Annotated in this window: 13 protein-coding genes and 3 riboswitches; of the genes, 7 read left to right on the top strand and 6 right to left on the bottom strand. The window is 55.8% G+C overall.

Translation table 11 applies throughout. From position 1 onward, the window contains the following. The 5 genes from GN112_RS14190 to bchH are packed head-to-tail and all read left to right on the top strand — an operon-like array spanning position 1 to position 7,240. On the top strand, positions 1 to 954 hold the full coding sequence (locus tag GN112_RS14190; protein ID WP_155310822.1) for an ABC transporter permease: 954 nt from the start codon (positions 1 to 3) through the stop codon (positions 952 to 954). Beyond that, positions 951 to 1,739 carry an ABC transporter permease gene (locus tag GN112_RS14185; protein ID WP_155310821.1) on the top strand — a complete coding sequence of 263 codons (789 nt, stop codon included), beginning with the start codon at positions 951 to 953 and terminating at the stop codon, positions 1,737 to 1,739. Before GN112_RS14190 ends, GN112_RS14185 begins: the two co-directional genes overlap by 4 nt. Then, the gene (locus GN112_RS14180; RefSeq protein ID WP_155310820.1) at positions 1,736 to 2,698 is read left to right on the top strand and encodes an ABC transporter ATP-binding protein; all 963 of its coding nucleotides are present in this window, start codon (positions 1,736 to 1,738) and stop codon (positions 2,696 to 2,698) included. The genes GN112_RS14185 and GN112_RS14180 overlap by 4 nt, the downstream gene beginning before the upstream one ends. Beyond that, entirely contained in the window at positions 2,682 to 3,485 is an 804-nt protein-coding gene (locus GN112_RS14175) for an ABC transporter ATP-binding protein (RefSeq protein ID WP_162458940.1), read from the top strand. The genes GN112_RS14180 and GN112_RS14175 overlap by 17 nt, the downstream gene beginning before the upstream one ends. Further along, positions 3,470 to 7,240 carry a magnesium chelatase subunit H gene (gene bchH / locus GN112_RS14170; protein WP_155310818.1) on the top strand — a complete coding sequence of 1,257 codons (3,771 nt, stop codon included), beginning with the start codon at positions 3,470 to 3,472 and terminating at the stop codon, positions 7,238 to 7,240. The genes GN112_RS14175 and bchH overlap by 16 nt, the downstream gene beginning before the upstream one ends. Positions 7,241 to 7,356: 116 nt before the next feature. Here the strand turns inward: bchH and GN112_RS14165 are convergent, their stop codons facing one another. The 5 genes from GN112_RS14165 to cbiM form a co-directional block, all read right to left on the bottom strand. Then, positions 7,357 to 9,426 carry a TonB-dependent receptor plug domain-containing protein gene (locus tag GN112_RS14165; protein WP_162458939.1) on the bottom strand — a complete coding sequence of 690 codons (2,070 nt, stop codon included), beginning with the start codon at positions 9,424 to 9,426 and terminating at the stop codon, positions 7,357 to 7,359. A 135-nt stretch (positions 9,427 to 9,561) separates the two neighbouring features. Then, positions 9,562 to 9,766, bottom strand: a riboswitch (cobalamin riboswitch). 355 nt (positions 9,767 to 10,121) lie between these two features. Further along, positions 10,122 to 10,730, bottom strand: coding sequence for a cobaltochelatase subunit CobN (locus tag GN112_RS14160; RefSeq protein ID WP_269434974.1), 609 nt, complete (start codon positions 10,728 to 10,730; stop codon positions 10,122 to 10,124). Positions 10,731 to 10,806: 76 nt separating this feature from the next. Beyond that, positions 10,807 to 11,571 (bottom strand): cobalt ECF transporter T component CbiQ, encoded by a 765-nt coding sequence (cbiQ, locus tag GN112_RS14155; RefSeq protein WP_155310815.1) that lies wholly within the window; start codon positions 11,569 to 11,571, stop codon positions 10,807 to 10,809. Positions 11,572 to 11,590: 19 nt separating this feature from the next. Then, the gene (locus GN112_RS14150) at positions 11,591 to 12,241 is read right to left on the bottom strand and encodes a NikL family nickel/cobalt ECF transporter subunit (RefSeq protein WP_155310814.1); all 651 of its coding nucleotides are present in this window, start codon (positions 12,239 to 12,241) and stop codon (positions 11,591 to 11,593) included. A 10-nt stretch (positions 12,242 to 12,251) separates the two neighbouring features. Continuing rightward, positions 12,252 to 12,881, bottom strand: a complete 630-nt coding sequence (gene cbiM, locus GN112_RS14145) for a cobalt transporter CbiM (RefSeq protein WP_155310813.1) — start codon at positions 12,879 to 12,881, stop codon at positions 12,252 to 12,254. Positions 12,882 to 13,001: 120 nt separating this feature from the next. Then, a riboswitch (cobalamin riboswitch) is annotated at positions 13,002 to 13,209 on the bottom strand. 134 nt (positions 13,210 to 13,343) lie between these two features. Then, a riboswitch (cobalamin riboswitch) is annotated at positions 13,344 to 13,553 on the top strand. Between the two features lie 434 nt (positions 13,554 to 13,987). Here cbiM and GN112_RS14140 point away from each other — a divergent pair. Both GN112_RS14140 and GN112_RS14135 read left to right on the top strand, forming a co-directional pair. Next, positions 13,988 to 15,841 carry a TonB-dependent receptor plug domain-containing protein gene (locus GN112_RS14140; protein ID WP_162458938.1) on the top strand — a complete coding sequence of 618 codons (1,854 nt, stop codon included), beginning with the start codon at positions 13,988 to 13,990 and terminating at the stop codon, positions 15,839 to 15,841. 111 nt (positions 15,842 to 15,952) lie between these two features. Continuing rightward, entirely contained in the window at positions 15,953 to 17,413 is a 1,461-nt protein-coding gene (locus GN112_RS14135; RefSeq protein ID WP_162458937.1) for a PepSY domain-containing protein, read from the top strand. Here GN112_RS14135 and cobN read toward each other — a convergent pair. Then, the gene (gene cobN / locus GN112_RS14130) at positions 17,400 to 21,230 is read right to left on the bottom strand and encodes a cobaltochelatase subunit CobN (RefSeq protein ID WP_155310810.1); all 3,831 of its coding nucleotides are present in this window, start codon (positions 21,228 to 21,230) and stop codon (positions 17,400 to 17,402) included. The two genes, GN112_RS14135 and cobN, sit on opposite strands and share 14 nt — an antisense overlap. Positions 21,231 to 21,295: the final 65 nt, after the last annotated feature.

Here is a 21,295-nt window from a genome sequence, read left to right as displayed (position 1 = left end):
ATGGCCGGCTTTTTCCTCAAACGATTCGCCAATGCCGTGCTGGTTCTGGTTGGGGTGGTAACGCTCACCTTTTGTCTCATGCGCTTTACCGACGGGGACCCGGCAACCATTATCGCCCTGGACAAATACGGATCAACCCTGATTTCAAACACGGTGATCGACCGGTTGGCCGCCGAACACGGCCTGTGCGATCCGCTTCCCGTTCAGTATTTTAACTGGGTGCGCCGGGTGCTGAGCGGCGATCTGGGACGATCCCTGAGAAGTGACGCACCGGTTTGGGATGAAATCATGCAGCGGTTTCCCTACACTCTGCAACTGGCGGTGCTTTCCATCCTTTTCACATCGGCGTTGGCCATTCCCTTGGGAATATACGCCGGGGTTCACCAGGGCAGTTTCGTCGACCGGATGACCCAGTGGACGGCCTCAATTACGGTCTCGGTCCCGGACTATTATCTGGCCATCGTTCTGATCTACGGCCTGACAGTCAAATGGACCCTGCTTCCGTCATATGGATACGGGTCCGTCGCCCATTTCGTGCTTCCCCTGGCAGTCCTGGTGAGCTCCAGAGTCGGGTATACCACCCGCCTGGTCACCTCGACCACCGTTGACCTGATGTCGGCGGATTATGTGGCCTATGCCGAGCTGAGGGGGGTGCCCCGCCATCGAATTTTCTTTGTCCATATTCTGAAAAACGCCCTGATTCCCATTGTTACCCATCTTTCGCTTCAGTTTTTAATGGCGCTGGAAGGATCGGTGATCGTGGAGAGCATTTTCGCCTGGCCGGGTATCGGTAAGTGTATGACCGATGCGGTATTGGGGCGGGATTTTACCATGATTCAGGGGCTGGTGCTGTTTATGGGCGTGCTGATCGTGGGCATGAACTTCATTGTCGACCTGTTCTACATTCTAATGGATCAACGGGTGCAGGTTACCGGAAGCCGGGTGGGGGTATGAGCCTGCTAAAAAAACCTTATGTTCTGTTTATCCTTTTGCTGATCGTGCTGGCCCTCGGTGGTCAGCACCTGTCGCCCAACGATCCGTATCAGCCCCACATCGATCAGCGATTGTTGCCGCCGTCCAGCACTTTTCTATTTGGCACCGACGAGCTGGGACGCTGCATGTTCAGCCGCCTGATCTGCAGCGTGCGGGTGTCGCTGGGACTGGCGGCATCGATTCTGGCCATCTGTCTTCTCATCGGCGCATGCATCGGGATGGTTGCCGGCTATTTCGGCGGTCTGGTGGATGAAATTCTCATGCGCGTGACGGACACCATCATGGCGCTGCCGTCGTTTATCGTGGCCATGGTGCTGATCGGTACCATGGGGGCCGGTATCGGGAACATGATCTTTGTTTTCGCCCTTACCGGGTGGACCCGCTATGCCCGCCTGACCCGTTCCCTGGTACTAAACGTTAAAAATGCAAACCATGTCGTTACGGCCCGGCTGACCGGGCTAGGCAGCGTATATATCCTGCGCCGGTACATTCTTCCGGCCATTGCACGGCCGTTGCTCGTGCTGGGCACCCTGGGGATGGGAATGATGATTCTGATGACCTCTTCCTTGAGTTTTCTGGGACTGGGCATCACGGAGCCGACGCCGGACTGGGGGGCCATGATGACCAATGGCACGACCTATATCCGAAGCGCCGCCCACCTGGCGATTTTCCCCGGCATTTTGATTTGTCTGACCGTGCTCTCTTTCAATCTTTTGGGAGAGGCACTCAAGAAGGACAGCGCATGAGAAAAGATCCGGTCGTTCTGGATGTCAGGCAACTGCAGGTGAGCTTTACCACCTCCGAAGGGTGCGTACGGGCGCTGGCGGGTGTCTCCTTTCAGGTGGGCAAAGGGGAGGTGTTCGCCATTGCCGGGGAAAGCGGGGCGGGAAAATCGGTCGTCTGCCGCTCCATCGTCAACCGGCTGGAGCCGAGTGCATCGGTAGCCGGGGAGATCTGGTTCGACAACCAGCCGATACTCGATCTCGGGAAATCGGCGCTGCGACGCCTCTATGCCCGGGAGATCGCCGTGCTGCCCCAGCATACGACAGCCTTGAATCCTTTGATGAGCATCGGCGAGCATTTGTCGGAAACGCTAAGGGCCCATTTCCCGAAGATGAAAAAAAAGACGCTCCGGGACCGCTCGATCCATCTATTGGAGACATTCGGCTTAAAGGAGGCCGGCAGAGTCTACCGGGCCTACCCGTATCAGCTGTCGGGGGGAATGCAACAGCGGGTGCTCATTGCCCTGGCCTATTGCTGCGATCCCGTGCTGGTCGTTGCCGATGAACCCACCAAGGCGCTGGATCCGGTACTCAAGGAAACCCTGCTGGAAACCCTGTTGGAAATCAAGGCCTCCCGACGTGTGTCCATGGTGCTGGTGACCCATGACCTGACGGTTGCCCACCGGTTGGCGGATCATGTCGGCATTCTCTACCATGGACGTTTTCTGGAAAAGGGCGGTAGCCGGCAGGTGCTCGAGCAAAGTGCCCATCCTTATACCGCCATGCTGATTCACGCCATGCCCGAAAACGGGCTTGCCCCCGATCTTGACGAAAATATTGAAGCGACTCAAGGTGAACCCCACGACGGGTGCCCCTTTCAACCGCGATGCCAACGAGGAAAAGATGATGCCCCCCATCCCTATGCGGCCAGAAAAATTGACGCTAACCACACGGTATGGTGTACCCATGCTGGCAGTCAATAATCTATTCAAGGCCTTCGACGGCAGCCTGTTTTCAAGGTGTAAAATTACGGCCCTCGATGATGTCTCCTTTAACCTGAGGCGGGGCGAGACCCTCGGGATCGTGGGAGAGAGCGGATCCGGCAAAACAACCCTGGCATCGATCCTGCTGCGGGCGACGGCCCCGGACAGCGGACAGGTGATGCTTTCTGGAAACGATATTTTCGGCAAACGGCGGATGCCTGAAAGAGAATTCAGAAAAAAGGTGCAGATGATCACCCAGAATTTCAGCGACGCCCTTCATCCGGACATGAGTGTCATGGAGAGCATGCGGGAGGTGTTTCGGACGCTTGGCAAAAAGACCTACCAGTCGGTCAGTGAAACGGATATCGTCCGCCGGCTGAACGATGTGGGGCTGGGCAGGGAGCTGCTGCACCGCCGGCCGGCCCAGCTTTCCGGCGGGCAGTTGCAGCGCATCCTGATCGCCCGTGTGATTTCCCTCAGGCCGCAACTGATCATTGCCGACGAACCGACCTCCTGCCTGGACACCTCGGTGCAGGCCAGAATCATCCGCCTGCTGATGACCCTGAAACAGGAATACGGGTTTGCGATGATATTCATTTCCCACGACCTGCCCCTGACCGCGGCCATTGCGGACCGGATCGCGGTCATGTACCAAGGGCGCATCGTGGAGCTGGGCTTGCCACGGGAAATTCTCACAAACCCGCAACACGCCTATACGCATCGCTTTGTATGCAGCGCCGTGGGTAAACATTTTCTCAGTAGGGAGCCGATATGTCTTGCCGTTTGACGTTTGTTTGCATCTCAAGTGCCGGGCTGAAGTATGTGGACGAGGTGGTCGTTTACTTCCGCAAATCTCCTGAAATAAAGAGGGCGCTCAAGGACGAGATTACGATCGCCAGCTTTTACATCGGCGAGGCCAGGGACCATTCGACCAAACACGGGCCAATTCGGGAGAGTATCCTGGCATCGGATTTCGTGTTCCTGGATCTCATGGGAGCGGATTCAGCGACCGTGAACGTCATTGAAGGGGCCGTCCGCGAGTACCACAAGGACCTGGCGGTCATTGGCAGCGGTACGGAATACCTGAGGCGCCGAACCCGGCTGGGTGCCTTCGCCTTTGACAAATTCTCAAAAAAAATGGGTGCGGGCAAAAATAAAGCCGCGTCCGGCATGCGTAACATGGATCCGGACCGGATGATGAAAATGGCCGCGGTCGCGGGCAAGGTCAGCCGATCCGCCAGGGGCATGCACGACTGGTTGCTGCTGCAAAAGGCCTGGACCTTTGCCGGGTTCGAGAACATCCGCAACATGATTCTGCTGGTCTTGAAGCGGTATTGCGGGATGAAGGATTTGCCGGCACCCGGGCCCATTGTTGATTATTCGGACCTGGTGCTGTTCGATCCCCGGACCCAGACCGGTTACAAGCGCTTTGATGCCTTCAGGCAAGACGTCGCCTGGGACGACGGTCGGCCGACCGTGGGCCTGCTCTATTCCCTGAGAAATTATCCCTACCATAGTTTCGGCATCGTTTCACAGATCATGGACCGTTTGGCCGCCAACTGGAATGTGGTGCCCATGGGCGTGTACACGGGCGAGAAGAAATTCGCACTCATCGAAAAGCATCTGGCCGAGGGTCTGAAACTGGACGTGGTGTGGGATTTCCTTCCCTTTCGCTTCGGCGCCGGTCCCATGGGCGGCAACGAGGAGGCCGGGCTTTCCGTGTTCAGGCAGCTGGGGGTGCCGGTACTGCACCCGATTTTCATGAACAAACGCAAAATCGAAGATTGGAAAGAGCGGTTGACCGGCTTCGGACCGGCGGAGCTGATCATCGGTATCATGCTGCCGGAGCTCGACGGCGTGGTCGATACCATTCCCATCGCCGGGCTCCAGCCCGTTCCCAGCCAGACCATCCCGGACCTTTCCGAACTGACCCTGATTCCCGACCGGTTCGACAAAATAGAAGAGAAGTCCGCTTACTACGTCGCACTGCGAAAGAAGAAAGCCAAGGATAAAAAGATTGCCTTCATTCTCTATAATTATCCGCCGGGGGAGGCCAGCGTCGGTGGCGGGGCGTTTCTGGATACCTTTCAATCCGTTGAAAATATCTGCCGGTTTCTCGGACAAAACGGCTACGTCGTGGGCGATGTCACGGCCAAGCGACTCGAAGCGACCTTCATGGACGGGGGGTGCTGCAATACGGCCCAATGGTCTAAGCCATCAGAGGATTTGCTGTGCGTTGACCGGGATGCGCTTTTGCCCAGGTCCCATGAGACATTAAAGCGCCGTTTTCTGGAGCGGAGCACCGCCGAATGGGGCGATCCCACAGGGACCATTATGGCTGACGGAGAGCAGTATTTCATTCCGGGCATCATCGACAAAAACATCTTCATTGGGCTTCAACCCTCCCGGGGACGGTTCGAAGACCCGGCCAAAAATTACCATGACAAGGTGATGCCGCCCCAGCACCAGTACACCGCCTTTTACCAGTGGCTGGAGGAGGACTTCGGGGCGGATGCCATTGTTCACGTCGGCACCCACGGCAGCCTCGAATTTCTGCCCGGCAAGGAAAGCGGCATGTCGGCGGACTGCTACCCGGATTACCTGATCGGGACCTGCCCCCATTTTTACTATTACTATACCGGCAACCCCTCTGAGGCCATCATTGCCAAGCGGCGGACCCATGCTTGCCTGGTCTCTTACTCGGGCCCGGCCTTCAAACGGTCCGGCGCCTATGGAGACATCCTGGCCCTTGAGGAGTTGATCGCCGATTACGAGTCGGCCGCGAGCCTTGCGCCGGTGCAGCAAAAAGAGCTGTATGAGAAAATAATTCAAAAAGCTGAGCAGATGAAGCTCATTGCCGATGACCCGCACGATGTGGATGCCATCGCCGGCGAATTGATTCGTATGAAGACGTCCCTGATGCCCCTGGGGCTGCATCGGATCGGAGCGATGTTTTCAGATGCCGAGAAGGCGTCTTTTCTTTCGGCGATTTTAAGCTGGAAACGCGGCGACCTGTATCCCATACAAGAGATTATCCGGCCTTTGGTGGAAGCGGAAGTCCCGCCCATCCGGCGGGAAGAACGGGCCTGTGAGATCGCCGAGGCCCTGGTGGCGGACCACTATTTTGGCAGTGGCCGCTATGCGAAAGACGTCCGGGCGACGCTTTCCCCCGAGCAGGCCCGGGCGCTTGACAAGGCCCTGGCCTTTGGGCAAGTCTGCCTGCAGCGACTGGAAACGAGCGATGAGCTCGGCGGGCTCCTTCGCTGCCTGGAGGGTCGGTATCTGGACGCGCATCTCGGAGGCGATGTCATTCGGGACCCGGAGGTTTTTCCCACGGGCTTCAATATGTTCCAATTTGATGCCCGCCTGGTACCGTCCGAGGTGGCGGTGGAACGGGGGCGCCAGATCGCCGAGAGCACCCTGGCCTTTTTCCTCAAGGAAAACGGCCGCTATCCGGAAACCGTGTCCCTGGTGCTGTGGGGGCTGGAGACCTCCAAAACCAAGGGCGAGACCATCGGGCAGATCCTGCATTACCTGGGGGTGAAGATCATTCCCACCCAAAACGCCTTTGAAAAAAAGTTTGCCCTGGTTCCCCTGGAAGCGTTGGGCCGTCCCCGGATCGACGTGGTAATGACCATCTGCGGATTTTTTCGCGACATGTTTCCCAATATGATCGATTTTCTGGACGAGGTGGTGGACGCCGTGTGCACGGCCGACGAACCGGATGAAATGAATTTCATGAAAAAGCACGCCGACCGGCGGGAGGCCGAACTGAGCAAGCAGATGGGTGAAAAGGAGGCGGCGCAACTGTCCCGGGGAAGAATTTTCGGCCCCCCTGAGGGACAGTACGGAACGGGCCTGACCACCATGATTGAAAACAGGGCCTGGACGGATGAATCCGAGATCGCCGAGGGATACTTGAGCGCCCAGAAGCATCTGTATACCCGGACCCGACGGGGCGAGGCGCAGCGGTCCCTGTTCGAATCCAATCTCAAACAGGTGGAGGTGGTCTCCCAGGTGAGAAGTTCCGTGGATTACTCCATCACCGATCTGGATCACTACTATGAATACTTCGGCGGCCTGTCCAAAGCCGTCGGCGAGGTGCGGGGAGAAATGCCGGTTATGCTCTATACCGATTCGTCGTCCAGCAAAATATACACGGACGAGGCCGGCAAGGCCGTCCAGATCAGCGTCCGCACGCGGCTTCTAAATCCCGAGTATATCAACGGCCTGCTGGAGCATGGGGTGCACGGGGCCCAGCACCTGGCCGATCGGGTCGAAAATCTGGTGGGTCTGAGTGCCACCACAGGAAGGGTGGAAAGCTGGATCTTCAGTGCCGTGAAGGAAACCCTGCTTGATGACCGGGAGATGTTCAAAAAACTCAGTGAGAACAATATTTATGCGGTCGGCGATATTCTTCAGCGCCTTTTCGAGGCGCAAAAGCGAGGCTATTGGGACGCGTCGGAAGCGGAACTCGATTCTCTCCGGCAGATGTATCTGGACCTCGAAGGCGATATAGAAGAGAGAACGGATCAGGGCTAACGCGTACTCCCGATTTTGAAAAAACCGGAGGCGCCGGCGGTACAAGGGGGGGCATAACATCCATGATCCCCCGGCAGCGCCGGATCGGTTCTCCTCCGGCTTTTATTTAATGTTGATCAGAACGTGAACTCCGCGCCTGCCCAGAAATATCGTTCGGGGCCGAGATTGGAGCCGTGTACCTGGTATTCCTCGTCGAGAATGTTGTACATGGCGAATTTAAGGCTGTGCTTTTCCAGAATGTTGAGGCGCACGATAAAATCCATGACCGTGAAGCCGTCCAGTTTCTCCACGGTCATGTCGGTCATGCTGTCGACATAAGTGGTTTCCCCGCTGTACCTGGCATTGAGTGTGGTGTTCAGGACAAGGTGTTTCCCGATGGGGGTTCTGGTTCCCAAGCTTAAATTGGCCTGGTGCAGGGGAACATCCGCCAGGCGCCCCTCACCCTTTTCCACCGAGTGGGTGTAGGTGTAGTTCAGGTTGAAGGTCAGCCACGGCGTCAGCCAGCCCTCAATGCCGGCTTCGAAACCGTCAGTTTCCACCTCCTCCAAGTTTTCATAAATTCTCACCGTTTGACCGTCGATGATTGTCGGCGAAGTGCTAATGAGATCCTCGGCCTTGGAATAAAAGCCGGTCACGAAGAAATCGATTTTCGGGGTTATTTTTATTGTGGTTCCCAGATCGTAGGACCAGACGGTTTCGGGCTCCAGGTCCGGGTTTGAATAAAACAAGTACATGCCCATCAGCCAGGTCGGCTGGTACATTTCCTGAAGCGTCGGCGCACGAAATGCTTTCCCAGCGGAACCATGAAAACTGATCCTGTCGGACATTTTATAGAAAAGCCCGAGCTTGGGCGAAAAGGCGTCTTCCGACTCGGAATTGGCATCGTAGCGCCCGCCAAGGGTGATCGTCACCGGGGCCAAGTCGATTTCGTCCTGAAGGTAGACCGCGTAGTTCGTCATGGTTTTGTCCAGGGTCGTGTCGATCACCTCGCCGTCCTCATAGGTTTCCTTCCAGTACCCTTGCTTGTAATTAGCATCGATGCCGGACGTAATATAGTGTCTTGCAAAGATTGATTTGTTGGCCTTGATTTGCAGGCCGTTGTTGCGGCCCCAGAAATTCTGATGACCCATTTCATAGGACGACCCCATCATTCCGCTGCTGACCCGCTGTTCCTTGTTGGTGTCTCGCTCGTCGTAGTTGGTATAGAGCTGTAAATCTAGATCCAGATCATCCAGGAGGGTCGTGTGGGCGTTGAGGTTCAGGAAATAGGTGTCCTGCTCCTTGTCCCCGAGATCACGAACCGTAGGCAAATTCTCGCTTTTTCCCAAATTTTCGCTTGACGTGGCATAATTTCCTGAGAGAGTGAAGCCCGTGGTGTCGTCCACATCATAGTCGATGCGGGCGAATACCCTCGAGTTGTCGGAATCGGCATCCTCGATATCGGTATAAACCTTGGTGTACGTATAATTGCCCATCATGCCGCTTCTCTCATATTCCAGTTGTTGATCCCGGCGGTAGCGGTTGTCGAAGTGCTGCTGGCTGGCATTGATGGAATAGGTCAGCCTGCCCTTTCGGCCGATGACGTTCGACCCATACTCATAGAACCCGAAGTCGCCGGCGTCCATCCTGCCGGTAATGTCGAAACCGTCGGTCTCCCTTTTCTTGGTGATGACGTTGATTACCCCACCCATGGCGTTGCTTCCGTAAAGAGAAGAAAAGTTTCCCTTGACCACCTCGATCTGGTCGATGATACTCAGATCGATACCGGAAGTATAGGTAAAGTCGGACAATCCGGAATTCAACGGCACCCCATCGACCATCATCAACATGCCCCGGCTGCTGTCAATGCCCCTGATGTCAGTGGAAAACCATCCGCCCTGGCCTGTCTGCCCCCGGTTGTCCATACCGGGGATTCCCCGCAACAAATCCAGCAGGTCATTGCTGGACGAGTCGGCAATCTCCTCGCTGGAGATAACCTCCACGTCGGCATATATCTCAGCTGCCGATCTTTCCGATCTCGTGGCGGTGACGACGATGTCATCCATACTTACTATCTCTGCCGCAGGTTGACTGGCCTGGGATTCATCTGCCGTGACAGGATGTTGAAAGGCAAGCAAAATCAGACCGATCAGGAAAATAGAAGAGAAAAACCGCCTGTGATTCAACTGGATTACAAATCGTTTCATTCCGAACCTCCTCCGCTTCAACAATGAAAATGAGTCGCCGGATCGAAAAAAAATCCCGAACCGGTTGGTTACCGGTTCGGGATTCCCCGATTTTATCCACTGAACCGTCATGAAAAGGCCTTGCCCACGAAGGCTTTTCAAAAAGAGTCATGACGGCAGGTCTTCTGGCTTTCCCGCCTTTACAGCCGCCTTCCCATTTCCCTGCCGGGAAACAGTGGCATCATACTGCTGTAAAGGTTTTCTTCTTAAGAAATACGGGATTACAGCGGCGGGTCCGCTCCCGACTTTAACGGGATTCCCTATTAAGTCCTCAAAGGACACCCATGACCGTACGCGTGTTTGCCTGAACGTCACGACCGAAGTCCGCTTAGGATCGGGGATGAAATTAATTGGACGTAATTGCGCCGGGCTTGTGTTCGTCTTCAAGGCGCATCAACGGTTGCATACTGGGAGTATGTGGCCGTTGATGCAACGCGGAAGACGGGCGCAAGAACAAGCAATTTTGTTCAATTAATAAAATTCCCGATCCTTAACCAAAAACATTCCAAAACGATCGCATCATAGATGCGATGCTACGCATGGAAGTATTTTTTGCCTTGTCGTCGGGTTTTGGTCGAGAGGGTTACAAACACATCTAAAATGAACACTATCCCATAATGGGATTGGTCTTGATTTGTCAACAGAAATATTTCTTGCTACCGATCAGTAACCTCCTCAATCTTCCCCTCCGCGTCTAAAAAGGCTTCCCGCAACGCGTCCAGCGTTTCCTCATCCGCCTGCCACATGCCCCGGGAGGCGGCTTCGAGCAGCTTGTCGATGATGTTGTGCAGGGCATACGGGTTGACCCTTTTCATCCAGGAGGCCATTTCCGGGTCCAGGGGCACTTTTTTGGCGAACCGCCGGTACATGTGGTCATCCACCACGTCGGCGGTGGCGTCCCAGCCGATGATGATATCCATGGCCTTGGAGATATCACCGGCCCCCTTGTAGCCGTGGCGCTTGAGACCTTCCAGCCATTTGGGATTGAGCAGGCGGGCGCGGAAGATGTGCCGGGCCTCCTCGGTGGTGGTGCGTACGACCACCTGATCGGGGTCCGCGCTGTCGCCGGCCAGGGAGAAGGGACGCCGGCCCTGAACCGCATGCACGGCAGTGATCAGGCCGCAGTGATAGTTGTAGAAATCGGTGCAGGCCATCATGTCCTTTTCACGGGTGTCCTCGTTCTTGACCGTGACCGACATACGCCCCAGGGTCCGCCGGAAAACGGATTCGGCGGGCTGACCATTTTTTTCTCTCCGCCGTACAATTTGCAGGTGATCCGGTTCTCAACTCCGCTGTTTCAGGCCCCGACCTGGATAGGAATAACAGACGTCTCGAGATCAATCAGAAGATTGTTGGCGCCAGCCATTCCATTCCTCCCAGCAAAATCAGGGTTAAAAACAGACAACCCGACCAGATCCGGTCCGTCCGGGAAAAAGAGAATTGATGAATACAATAGAACTTTCCTTTGAATCCCCGGCACAGCATGGACTGGTAGACCCGATCCGCCCTTGCCAGGGCGCGGACCAGCAGCATGCCGAACAGATAGGCATAGGTCTTATAGGTATGTATATTGGATTTAGGGACAAACCCCCTGATCCGGATGGCCGTGCTCAGTCGTTGGTATTCCTGTTCCAGCACGAATACATAGCGATAGGCAATCAGCATCAGATAGACGATTTTCTGCGGCATGTGGAGCCGGTTCAATCCATGCCCCAGGGTGGCAATGGACATCGTGGCGACCAGGGCAATGAAAATCATGAGAATCGAATTGGATTTGAGGGTGATGCGGGCCGCCAGGAGCAGACCTTCCCGGGTGCATGCCACCGGTCCCAGAAAAAACGCGGTGGTTCCCTCGAAGGTAACGGGAAGCACCAAGAAAAGCACAATGTTGAAAATATTGATGACGGTCAGCCGCTTGGCGACTTCCATCCGGGGAAGCCGGGAGATCCACACTAAGATGACGGACAGAGCCAGTCCGCTGACCAGGGTGGGAAACTTCAGGGACAGCGCCAAAAGGAATGAAAACAGCGTGGCAAAAACAATCCGCAACCGTGGATCGAGCCGGTGGAGCAGAGAGACTCCCTGAGCAAAGGATTCACTCAACATAGGCGTCTTTACCCGTGATTCAGGCTTTTTTTCGCCGCCGATAATTGAAATAGGTCCCAATGCCCACCAGACCGAAGATATAACCAATGCCGCCGGCGATATCCTTAACGTTTGGCCCGGTATTCTCTTTTACCGAGAGTTTGCGGATAATGGGACGTAGCTTATTATCCAGGGACTTTTCCACGATGGCCTGAATTCCCTGTGCGCTAAGACCTGAAACCATTTGCGAATCAGCTGGTGCGGTTCTATCCGCTTCGGTTGACGGCAACGCCGCCGAGGCGGCAGGCGTATCCTTTGCTGGGAAGGCGGCTGCCACCTCCTCCAGAGGGATAAGGATCTTAGCCTGATGTCCCATGCCGGCCTTTACTTTAATGTGCAGGGCGCTTTTTTGGGGAATTGTAAATGAACAGATTCCCTCATCATCGGTGGTAGTGGAAAGAAGCAGGGTGCCCGCGTCGTCCAAAACAAGGACTTCGGCATTGTGGGGAATGTCTCCGTTGCCAAAAGCCGCCTCAAGAACAACCGTATCCCCCTCCACCCATCCGCTGGCGAGAAACTTGTGGGCCAGTGCGGGACCCGTTGCGGCCAGAATGAAAATAATGGTTGGCAAAACTGTCCGGATGAGACATCTGTTTGCCTGGTGTAGCACTTTTTTTTTGTTTCGTTTCATAACGTTCTCCTTATTGGACAGTGCTTTCCCCGGGGCTTGTTGAAAAACCAGGCAGTGAATCGGGTTTGACCTTTTTGAGAAATCCAATACAGAATGCAGTGATAATGCCCTCGATGATCATTACGGGAAGGTGGGCCGTCACCACCAGGGCGGCGACTTCAAAAAAGCTCTCCTCCGTAAAAAGCAGGGAAAGTGCGACCATGAGTGACGTCAGAAGCACCGAAAGTGCCCCGCAGGCAAAGGCCCCGACAACGGCGAGTCCGGTGTCCTTCTGCACCAGCCGACCGAACAGGTAGTAGCACAACACGGCCGGACCGGCCACATTCAGGGTGTTTACCCCAAGAACGGTAATCCCCCCGAACTGAAAAAGCATGGCTTGCAGGGCCAGCCCCACGAGGATGGCCGCAAAGGCCCCCCATCCAAGCATCAGCCCCACAATACCGTTGAGCAACAGGTGGACGCTGGACGGGCCGATGGGAACGTGGATCAGGGAGGCCAAGAAAAAGGTTGCCGACAGGATCCCCGCCTGGGCAACGTGCTCATAGTCCATTTTTTTTAATCCGATGGCGGTGCCTGCCACTGTGAGGACGCCGCTGCCGATGAGAACCGGTGCTGAAATAACACCTTCTGATATGTGCATGATACATACTCCTTGTTTGCTCCAAAAAAAATCCCCGCACCTGTTAGGGCACGGGGATACCGTTTTTTATCCCGGACCGATCGACTCTATTGGGGTAAAACACCATCCTCCACGTTGGGTTTTACCGATTCATCAAAGGCGGGTCTTCTGGTTTCATCCGGCTCCTGGCGGCCTTCCCGTCCATGAAAAACGGAACAGTGGCGTATTGGCCAGCAGCGTCGTTTCCGGCATGCGGTGGAAACATGGATGTCACAGCGGCGGGTCCACTCCCGATTTACACGGGATTCCCCATTAAGTCCTGGCGGACACCTTTAATTGAGAGAACAATGATTCCTATTCGAGAATTTAAAGGATTGTCAATAGAATTCTTAATGTAACCCCATCTCACAGATCTGCCAGCGCTGCCAAATACCCTCTAACGTTGACATGCAAACAAATTCCTGGTACGGCGGTATGATTTTAGAAAAGAGAAGAGGATCAGGTGCGAGTCCACTTGCTGTTGAGAACTATGCAAGGGGGATTGCCAAGAGGGAACCCCGTGAAAGTCGGGGACGGACCCGCCGCTGTAACCGGGGACGAAAGCTGCACATTGCCACTGACCGACAGGTCGGGAAGGCGCAGCCGGTAGGAAGATCCGGGAGTCAGAATACCTGCCTGAACCCGAAGAGGGTCGACCACGAGGACGACGTCGAACCTAAGTACTATCTGTGGATGTAAAAGGGAGATCCCGGATCGATTTTTGCGGTCCGGGTTTTTTTTTATCATGACCGCTAATACACGCAGTATTCCGGCTTTCGGCATTCTGGCCCTCAGCGGGGTTTCTGGATGTGAAGCGGTCATATCCGGGGATATTACGGGATAAAGCGTATCAAGTTCGATAGTGATAGCTATAAATCCAGCCGGCGAGTCGCTCCTCTTGCGAGTCGCTCCTCTTGGAAGACAGCAACGAGTTGAACCAATAAAAGAATGAAGGAGGAGTTACTATGGTTGGAAACACGCGATCGATGAAATTCATGTTACGACTTTTTTTGTACGGCACTCTTGTTCTTGTTATGATGCCTGCCTGTTTGGCCCTATCTTTTTCGGAGACGCAAGAGCTCGAAGAAATGGTTGTCGAGGGGAGGAAAATAGAGGAACGCCTGTCGGGCGAACTGGAGGAGTTCGGTCACAAGGTGGAAATCGTCACCGGTGAAGAGATAACCGCCGGAGGATATGCTGATGTCAACCAGATATTGGAAAGCCTGGTGCCGGGTCTCTATGTATCTTCAAAAAGCGGTCGCGGTGACTATATGCGTATGAGTATGAACGGAGGGGACACCAAGCGGGTGATTTTCCTGATCGACGGCGTCCGGATCAACAACCGGCTTTACGGGAGGGGCTATCTGGACACCCTTTCCGTGAAGATGATCGACAGGATTGAGGTGTTAAAGACCGGTGAGGGGCTGTATTACGGCACAGACGGCACATCAGGCGTGATCAACATCATCACCAAACCGGTCACCAAAGAACGACATGGAAGCCTGGGGGCCGGATATGGGAGTTATGATGCCGCCGAAGCCCATGGGTACCTCTCGGAAACCATCAACGAAAACGGGTTTCTGATTTACGGATCCTACGATGCATGGGAGGGGTATCAGACTTTTTGTGACGAAGATTACGATCATATCGAAGGGGCTGCCCGAAAAGATCGCGGTTACATAAGAAATAGCCTGTTGGCCAAGTACGAGAGAAACGTCGATTGGGGAAACGGGGCGGTCTTGCGGGGTTCAATCCTGCGAAACGAAGCGGAAGCCGATTTCATGAGAGTCGACGAAGACAAGGCGGTAAACGATCGGACCGAATATGTGGGTATTCTAAAATGGGATCACGATATTGCAGAAGATTTATCCTACTACGTTAAAGCCTATTATCACGAGTGGTGGACCGAATACACCCGGCAAGAACTCGACGGCACGTTTGTTTACAACGAAGCCTTGTGGGGATATGAAGATTGGGGTGTCAATCTGATGGGAAGCTGGTTCTTTCTCGAAGAAAACGAGCTGTTGCTGGGCTTTGATTACCAGAATTACTGGGGAAAAGACGAGGTTGTTGTCATCAAGGGTGATCACGAGGAAGTATACGCCGGTTTTTTTGCCCTTCGCCCGCACTTCAATTTTATTCCCGACCTGAAAATGTCCCTTGGCGGCCGTTATAATCAGACGGGAGGAAGCGACAGCTTTGTATGGAATGCAAGTGCGCGATCACCGATTTTCGGGCCGTTTTTCGCGAGAGCTGTAGTGGGTACGAATTTCCGGCTGGCCAACGCCTATGAGCTTTATGCCGACGAAGATTATGCCATCGGCAATCCGGACTTGGATCCCGAAGAAAGCTTAAATGTCGAAGCGGGGCTCGGGGCTACCTTCGGCCTTTTTACGGCTGCAGTTGATTACTACTATTCAGAAATCACAGACATGATTGCCGTGGGTGACGACCTGGTTTTCGAGAATACCGATGGTGAAACGGATTTGGAGAGTTGGGCAATCAGCCTTTCATCGCAACCCTATAAAGGTTTCAGTTTCGTTCTAAGCGCGGTTTACACGGATGCGACCAACAAAGATGACGATGTTCAATTGACCCATATCCCCGAATCCTTCTACAAAGGATTGCTGCGCTACTGGCATCCCTCCCGCCGGTTCGGCGGGGATCTTTCCGTTCGCTATATTGGCGACGTTTACGGCACCGACTACCCGGAATTCGGGGCCGTCAATTACGGGAAGTACTGGGTCACGGACATCTCGGGCTTTGTCCGTTTCGGAAACGATCTGGCCCATACGCTGACCCTTCGCGTGGATAACCTTTTCGACAAAGATTATACCACATATGGGTACGGGAGAACCACCGGTTCGGATGGTGAACCCTTTATTTATGAATACCAGGGCACTCCGCTGGCGCTGATGCTCAGCTACACATATGATTTTTAGATCGATTCAGTAATAATTGACTCGACGTTACAACCTTTGAGTTGGCAGACCCGGCGTGCAGGCCGAAAGGACTGCACGCCAGTTTGACGTTTTATTGCCAAAGGGATGTGTATGCTTCGCAAAGCACATAAAATCCTGGGACTTACAACCGGTCCGCTGATGATCCTATGGTTTCTGTCCGGAATTGTGATGATGTATGTCGATCATCCGAGGTTTCACCGAACCTCACGGGATCGACTGCCCCGGACTGCACCTTTGATTGCTGACACGATTGCCATCGATTTTCGGGAAGCATGGGCGAAAACCGGTTTGTCCGAACCTCCGATAGAGGCCCGGCTCAATATGCTTATTGACAGGCCGGCCTATTTTTTTCGTACGAAAGAAAGCCGTCGGAACGTCGTTTATGCTGACGACGGTTCGATATTGGATACTATTTCGCCCGAGTCTGCCATAAAATCCGCATCCCACTATTTAGGCAAAACGATCGATGTCGCCGAGATTCGCTCTTTGAACGGCGTGGATCAGTGGACCGTCGGTACGGCCACTGGTGTCTGGTACCGGCCCTTGTACAAATTGTGCTGCCGGGATGAGGATGCCACCTGGGTGTATGTGTCGAAGACCAGTGGAGAAGTCTGCCAGGTCGTCACAAAACAAGAACGCGGCCTGGTTTGGTTGGGATCGATTCCACACTGGCTGTATTTCACAGTTCTGCGCAAACATCTGGAACTATGGCGGCAGGTAATTATCTGGCTTTCAGCGATAGCTACACTGGCGGTGCTGCTGGGGTTGTGGATCGGGGTTGCTGGCTTCCGCTGGAAAGGATATGGACGTCGCCGTTACAAAAGATCCAGCCTGTTTATCGGGATCAGAAAATGGCACCATTACCTGGGATTGGTCTTTGGCCTGACGACGCTGCTGTGGGTGTTTTCAGGCATGATGTCCCTGTCTCCATTTAACTGGCACAGTAACACGGCACCAAAGAGTGAGGAAACCTTGGCGTTATCAGGCGGGGACATCGATCCAACCCGGTTCGCATTGCATCCAGCCAAAGCCTTGAACACAAGTCAGGCGCACGATATCGTTCGTCAAATGGATCTGTTGTACTTCAGGGGAACAACCTATTATCGGTGCTGGACATCACCATCCGAATCGTTCCTGATTCGGGCCGATGCGTCTGGACATTCCCCCATCGCCTGTTTTTCCCTGGAAGATATCTTGGCTGCATCACAGGGGCTCGTGACGGGGCATCAACCGATCGACCATCGTATCTTGACTACATACGACCGCTATTACGTTGACAAGAAACGACAACTGCGGCTCCCGGTGGTGAGGCTCACATTCGACGACCCGGCGCATACCCTGTTCTATATCGACATGCACGACGGCACCATCGCCAGACGGTATGATGCTTCCGCACGGCTCAATCGATGGCTTTACCGATTCCCACACTGTCTGGATATTCCGTTCTTATTGCGGCACCGTCTTATGCGGGATGGACTGATGTTGTTTTTTCTATCCGGTGGAGCTGGGTTGGTAATAACCGGTCTTTACTCACCGATTAGCGATCAGTAACCTCCTCGATCTCCCCCTCCGCATCCAGATACGCATCGCGCAAGGCTTCCAGGGTATCCTCATCGGCGTTCCACATGCCACGGCCGGCAGCTTCCAGCAGCTTGTCGATGATGTTGTGCAGGGCGTGGGGGTTGACCTTTTTCATCCAGGCGGCCATTTCCGGGTTCAGGGGTACTTTTTCGGCGAACCGCCGGTACATGTGGTCATCCACCACGTCGGCGGTGGCGTCCCAGCCGATGATGATATCCATGGCCTTGGAGATATCACCGGCCCCCTTGTAGCCGTGGCGCTTGAGACCTTCCAGCCATTTGGGATTGAGCAGGCGGGCGCGGAAGATGTGCCGGGTCTCCTCGGTGGTGGTGCGGACGACCACCTGATCGGGATCCGCGCTGTCGCCGGCCAGGGATAGGGGCCGCCGGCCCTGAACCGCATGCACGGCGGTGACCAGGCCGCCGTGGTAGTTGTAAAAATCGGTGCAGGCCAGCATGTCCTTTTCACGGGTGTCCTCGTTCTTGACCGTGACCGACATGCGCCCCAGGGTCCGCCGGAAAACGGATTCGGCCGGCTGACCAAAGGTGTCCCGGCCATAGGCGTAAGACGACCAGCGGATATACATCTCACCCAGATCGTCGGTGGTTTTCCACTGCTTGGACTCCACCAGTTGAGCCACGCCGGCGCCATAGCTGCCCGGCGGCGACCCGAAGATGCGGAAGGTGGCCTGGCGGAAGGCGGCGGTCTCATCCAGGCCGTCGGCGGTGAGATCCGCGACGTCCCGGATGACATGCCGGCGGATGAAATTATGCTCCGGTTTTTCCTCCAGGGCCGCCACCATTTGAACGGCGGTATCGATCAAATCCACCAGCAGGGGAAAGGCGTCGCGGAAGATGCCGGAAATGCGCGGCGTCACGTCGATGCGCGGCCGACCCAATTCCGCCGCGGGAATGATTTCCACACCGCGCACATTGCCCGATCCCTTCTGCCATACCGGACGCACACCCAGCAGGTAGAGAATTTCGGCCACATCGTCGCCTTTTGAACGCATGGTGGGGCTGGCCCACAGGATCAGCCCCACATTGTCGGGATAGCGGTCATGCTCCTCCCGGTACTTGTCGATCAGGGCATCGGCGAGCCGTTTGCCGGTCTCCCAGGCCGCCTTTGTCGGAATCTTCTGGGGGTCGACGGAGTAGAAGTTGCGGCCCGTGGGCAAAATATGGGCCTGGCCCCGGCTGGGCGCGCCCGACGGGCCGGGCGGCACGAAGCGACCTGCCAGGGCATCCAGGCAGGCGGTCTGCTCGCCAGATGTCTGCTCCACGCGGGGCAGGAGGTCATCGCGGATGAAGGCCAACGCGTCCGTAATATCGGGGGTGGCTTTGCCCAGGTGGCGCTGCTGAACGGTTGTCACCACGTCCGGATCATGGCTGCCGGCCAGCAGATCGGCCACCAGGGCTTCACACAGATGGTGCGCCCTGTCCAAAAGCTGGGCGCCCGTGGCGCCGGAGGCGGTATCGATGACCCGGCCACGGTGTTGGGTGAGAAAATCCGCGTCATGGCCCAGGGCGGCGGCAACGGCCCGGCGCAGGGGCGGCACCTCGCCGTTGGCCAGGCGGGTCATCTGCACCAGGGTGCGAACCAGGGGCTGCCCGACCGGTGCCCGGCCAAGGATATGCAGGCCGTCGGCAATGGCCGTGTCGGCAATTTCGCCCAGGTAATGGTGCAATGTTTCCAGAAACGTCTCCATGTCGCCCAAGGCGGTGGTTTGATCAAGATTCAACTCGCCGGTGATTTCCGCTTTTTCGGCCGCTTCCCAGATCATCGGGGCGAGCAGATCGAGTTTGCCCTGATCCTGGATCCTGGCCGCCTGATATTCCGACAGCAGGTTTTCCACTTCTGCCAGATCTTCGTAAAGCCCGGCGTTGGTCAACGGCGGGGGCAGGTGATCAATGATGCAGGCGTAAGACCGGCGTTTGGCCTGGGTGCCTTCGCCGGGATCGTTGATGATGTAAGGGTAGATGTTGGGCAGATCACCGATGGCCAGATCCGGGTAGCAGGTCGCGGACAGGCCCACGGCTTTTCCCGGCAGCCACTCCAGGCTGCCGTGCTTGCCCACGTGAATCACGGCATCGGCGCCGAAGGTCTCCGTGATCCAGCGGTAGTGGGCCAGGTAGTGGTGGGGCGGCGACAGGTGCGGATCGTGATAGAGTTTGTCCAGTTGCTCGAAATATCCCCGGGGCGGCTGGATGGTGAGAAACACATGGCCGTTGATCAGCCCGGGGAAGAAAAGGCGCCCGTCGTGGACGAACAGATCGCCGGGTATGGGCTGCCAATCGTGGGTCATCTTCTCGCGTACCGTTTGGGGCAGCTTTTCATGCCAGCCGGTGTATGTCCCGGGGCCGGCCGAGGCCCGGGCACGCGTGGCCATCTGGTCCATGGGCAGCCAGCGCCGGTCACAGGTCATGCCGGCCAAAAGATGGTGGGCCAGGGCGTCGCCATCGGGGTAGTCGGTGTCGACACGGTATCCCTGTTTTTTCATGGCGCCGAGCAGATCCACCACGCTGGCAAAGGAGTCCAGTCCCGCGGCGCAACCGATGCGGTCATTGCGCGGCGGGTAGTGGTGGAACACAATGGCGACCTTTTTCTCGGCGTTGGGTTTGCGCCTTAAGCGTGCCCAGTTCAGCGATAGACGCACCATCCGGGCCATGCGTTCGGGAATGGCGACGTATTTGTTGACCGCCGCGCCGGTCAGGGGGTCGATGTCCACACACTGTTTGGAGGCCACCGGCACGTTGATGATCACCCCGTCCAACTCGGGCTGGGCCACGCTGATGGTGATATCCACATTGTTGAGGCCCTGGTCGCTGGCCTCCCATTCGGCAATACTGCGACCCGTTGAGATCGCCTGGATGACCGGTACGTTCAGACGCGCCAGTAAGCCTTTGTATTCCGGTGCCGCTGTCTGCAAACTGAACATCACCGGATTGACGAGCACATCGATGACCGGCCGGCCATCGTTCATGAAAAAGTGCTTGACCACGTAATCGGGCCCCTGGTTGCCCAGTACCGTGTCCTTGAAACGCATGTGAAAGACGCAGATCACGTTGGCCCCCTGGGATTCCACCTCCCGGACCATGGCATCGATATGCGCTTTGTTGTTGCTGGTCCAGAAATTCTGGTAAAACCAGATGCCCACGGTGGGTTTGGCAGGGTCCAGGGCCGATCGGTAAGCGTCGGCATCACAGATATGGCCGTGGTCCGGATGATACAACCCCTCGTAGGGCGGCTGACGGGGCGCCGTGACCGCAACACTACCGCCGCATGCCCGCCGGTAGAGAAAGCGCAGCAGGTTGCCCAGGTTGTCGACTCCGCCATAACGGTAGTAACGGCTCAGGGTTTGCCAGGCATCATCGTCATGGCCGTCGGAATGCTTCTGAACCAAAGTCAGGGTGTCCGGATTGCTGCCGGTGGGCTGGATATGCAGGTAGGGAAGGGGGCGTTTTTGATCACGCCGATCGGAAAGAGCTTCGGTCAGTGCCTCCCAGGCCGGGCAGGAGTGACTCCCGGCCATGAGGGTGATGATCACGGCATCGGCCGCCAGGGCCCGGCGCACGAATTCAGCCTGACGTTCCGGGTTGTTCTCGAGCTGGGTGCGCGTGCGGGCGAATATGTCAAGCGCGGCGACATTTTCGACAAACAGCCTGGCGGCTTCGCTCAGGTTGGGGATTTCATTGGAGGTGACACTGAAGTAGACGAGTTTCAATGGGGGGCTATCTTTCTTCCGATTTTGGTTTTTCAATTCCACATAGCACTTTTCTCGATTCATTGGTTTCTCCTTGGACATGGTTGCGACCAAGGCGATAAAAACCATGAGAATGGCATTGGATTTGA

It is taken from the genome of Desulfosarcina ovata subsp. ovata, assembly GCF_009689005.1.
Taxonomy (GTDB): Bacteria; Desulfobacterota; Desulfobacteria; order Desulfobacterales; family Desulfosarcinaceae; genus Desulfosarcina; species Desulfosarcina ovata.
This window is presented reverse-complemented; position numbering and strand designations above follow the sequence as displayed.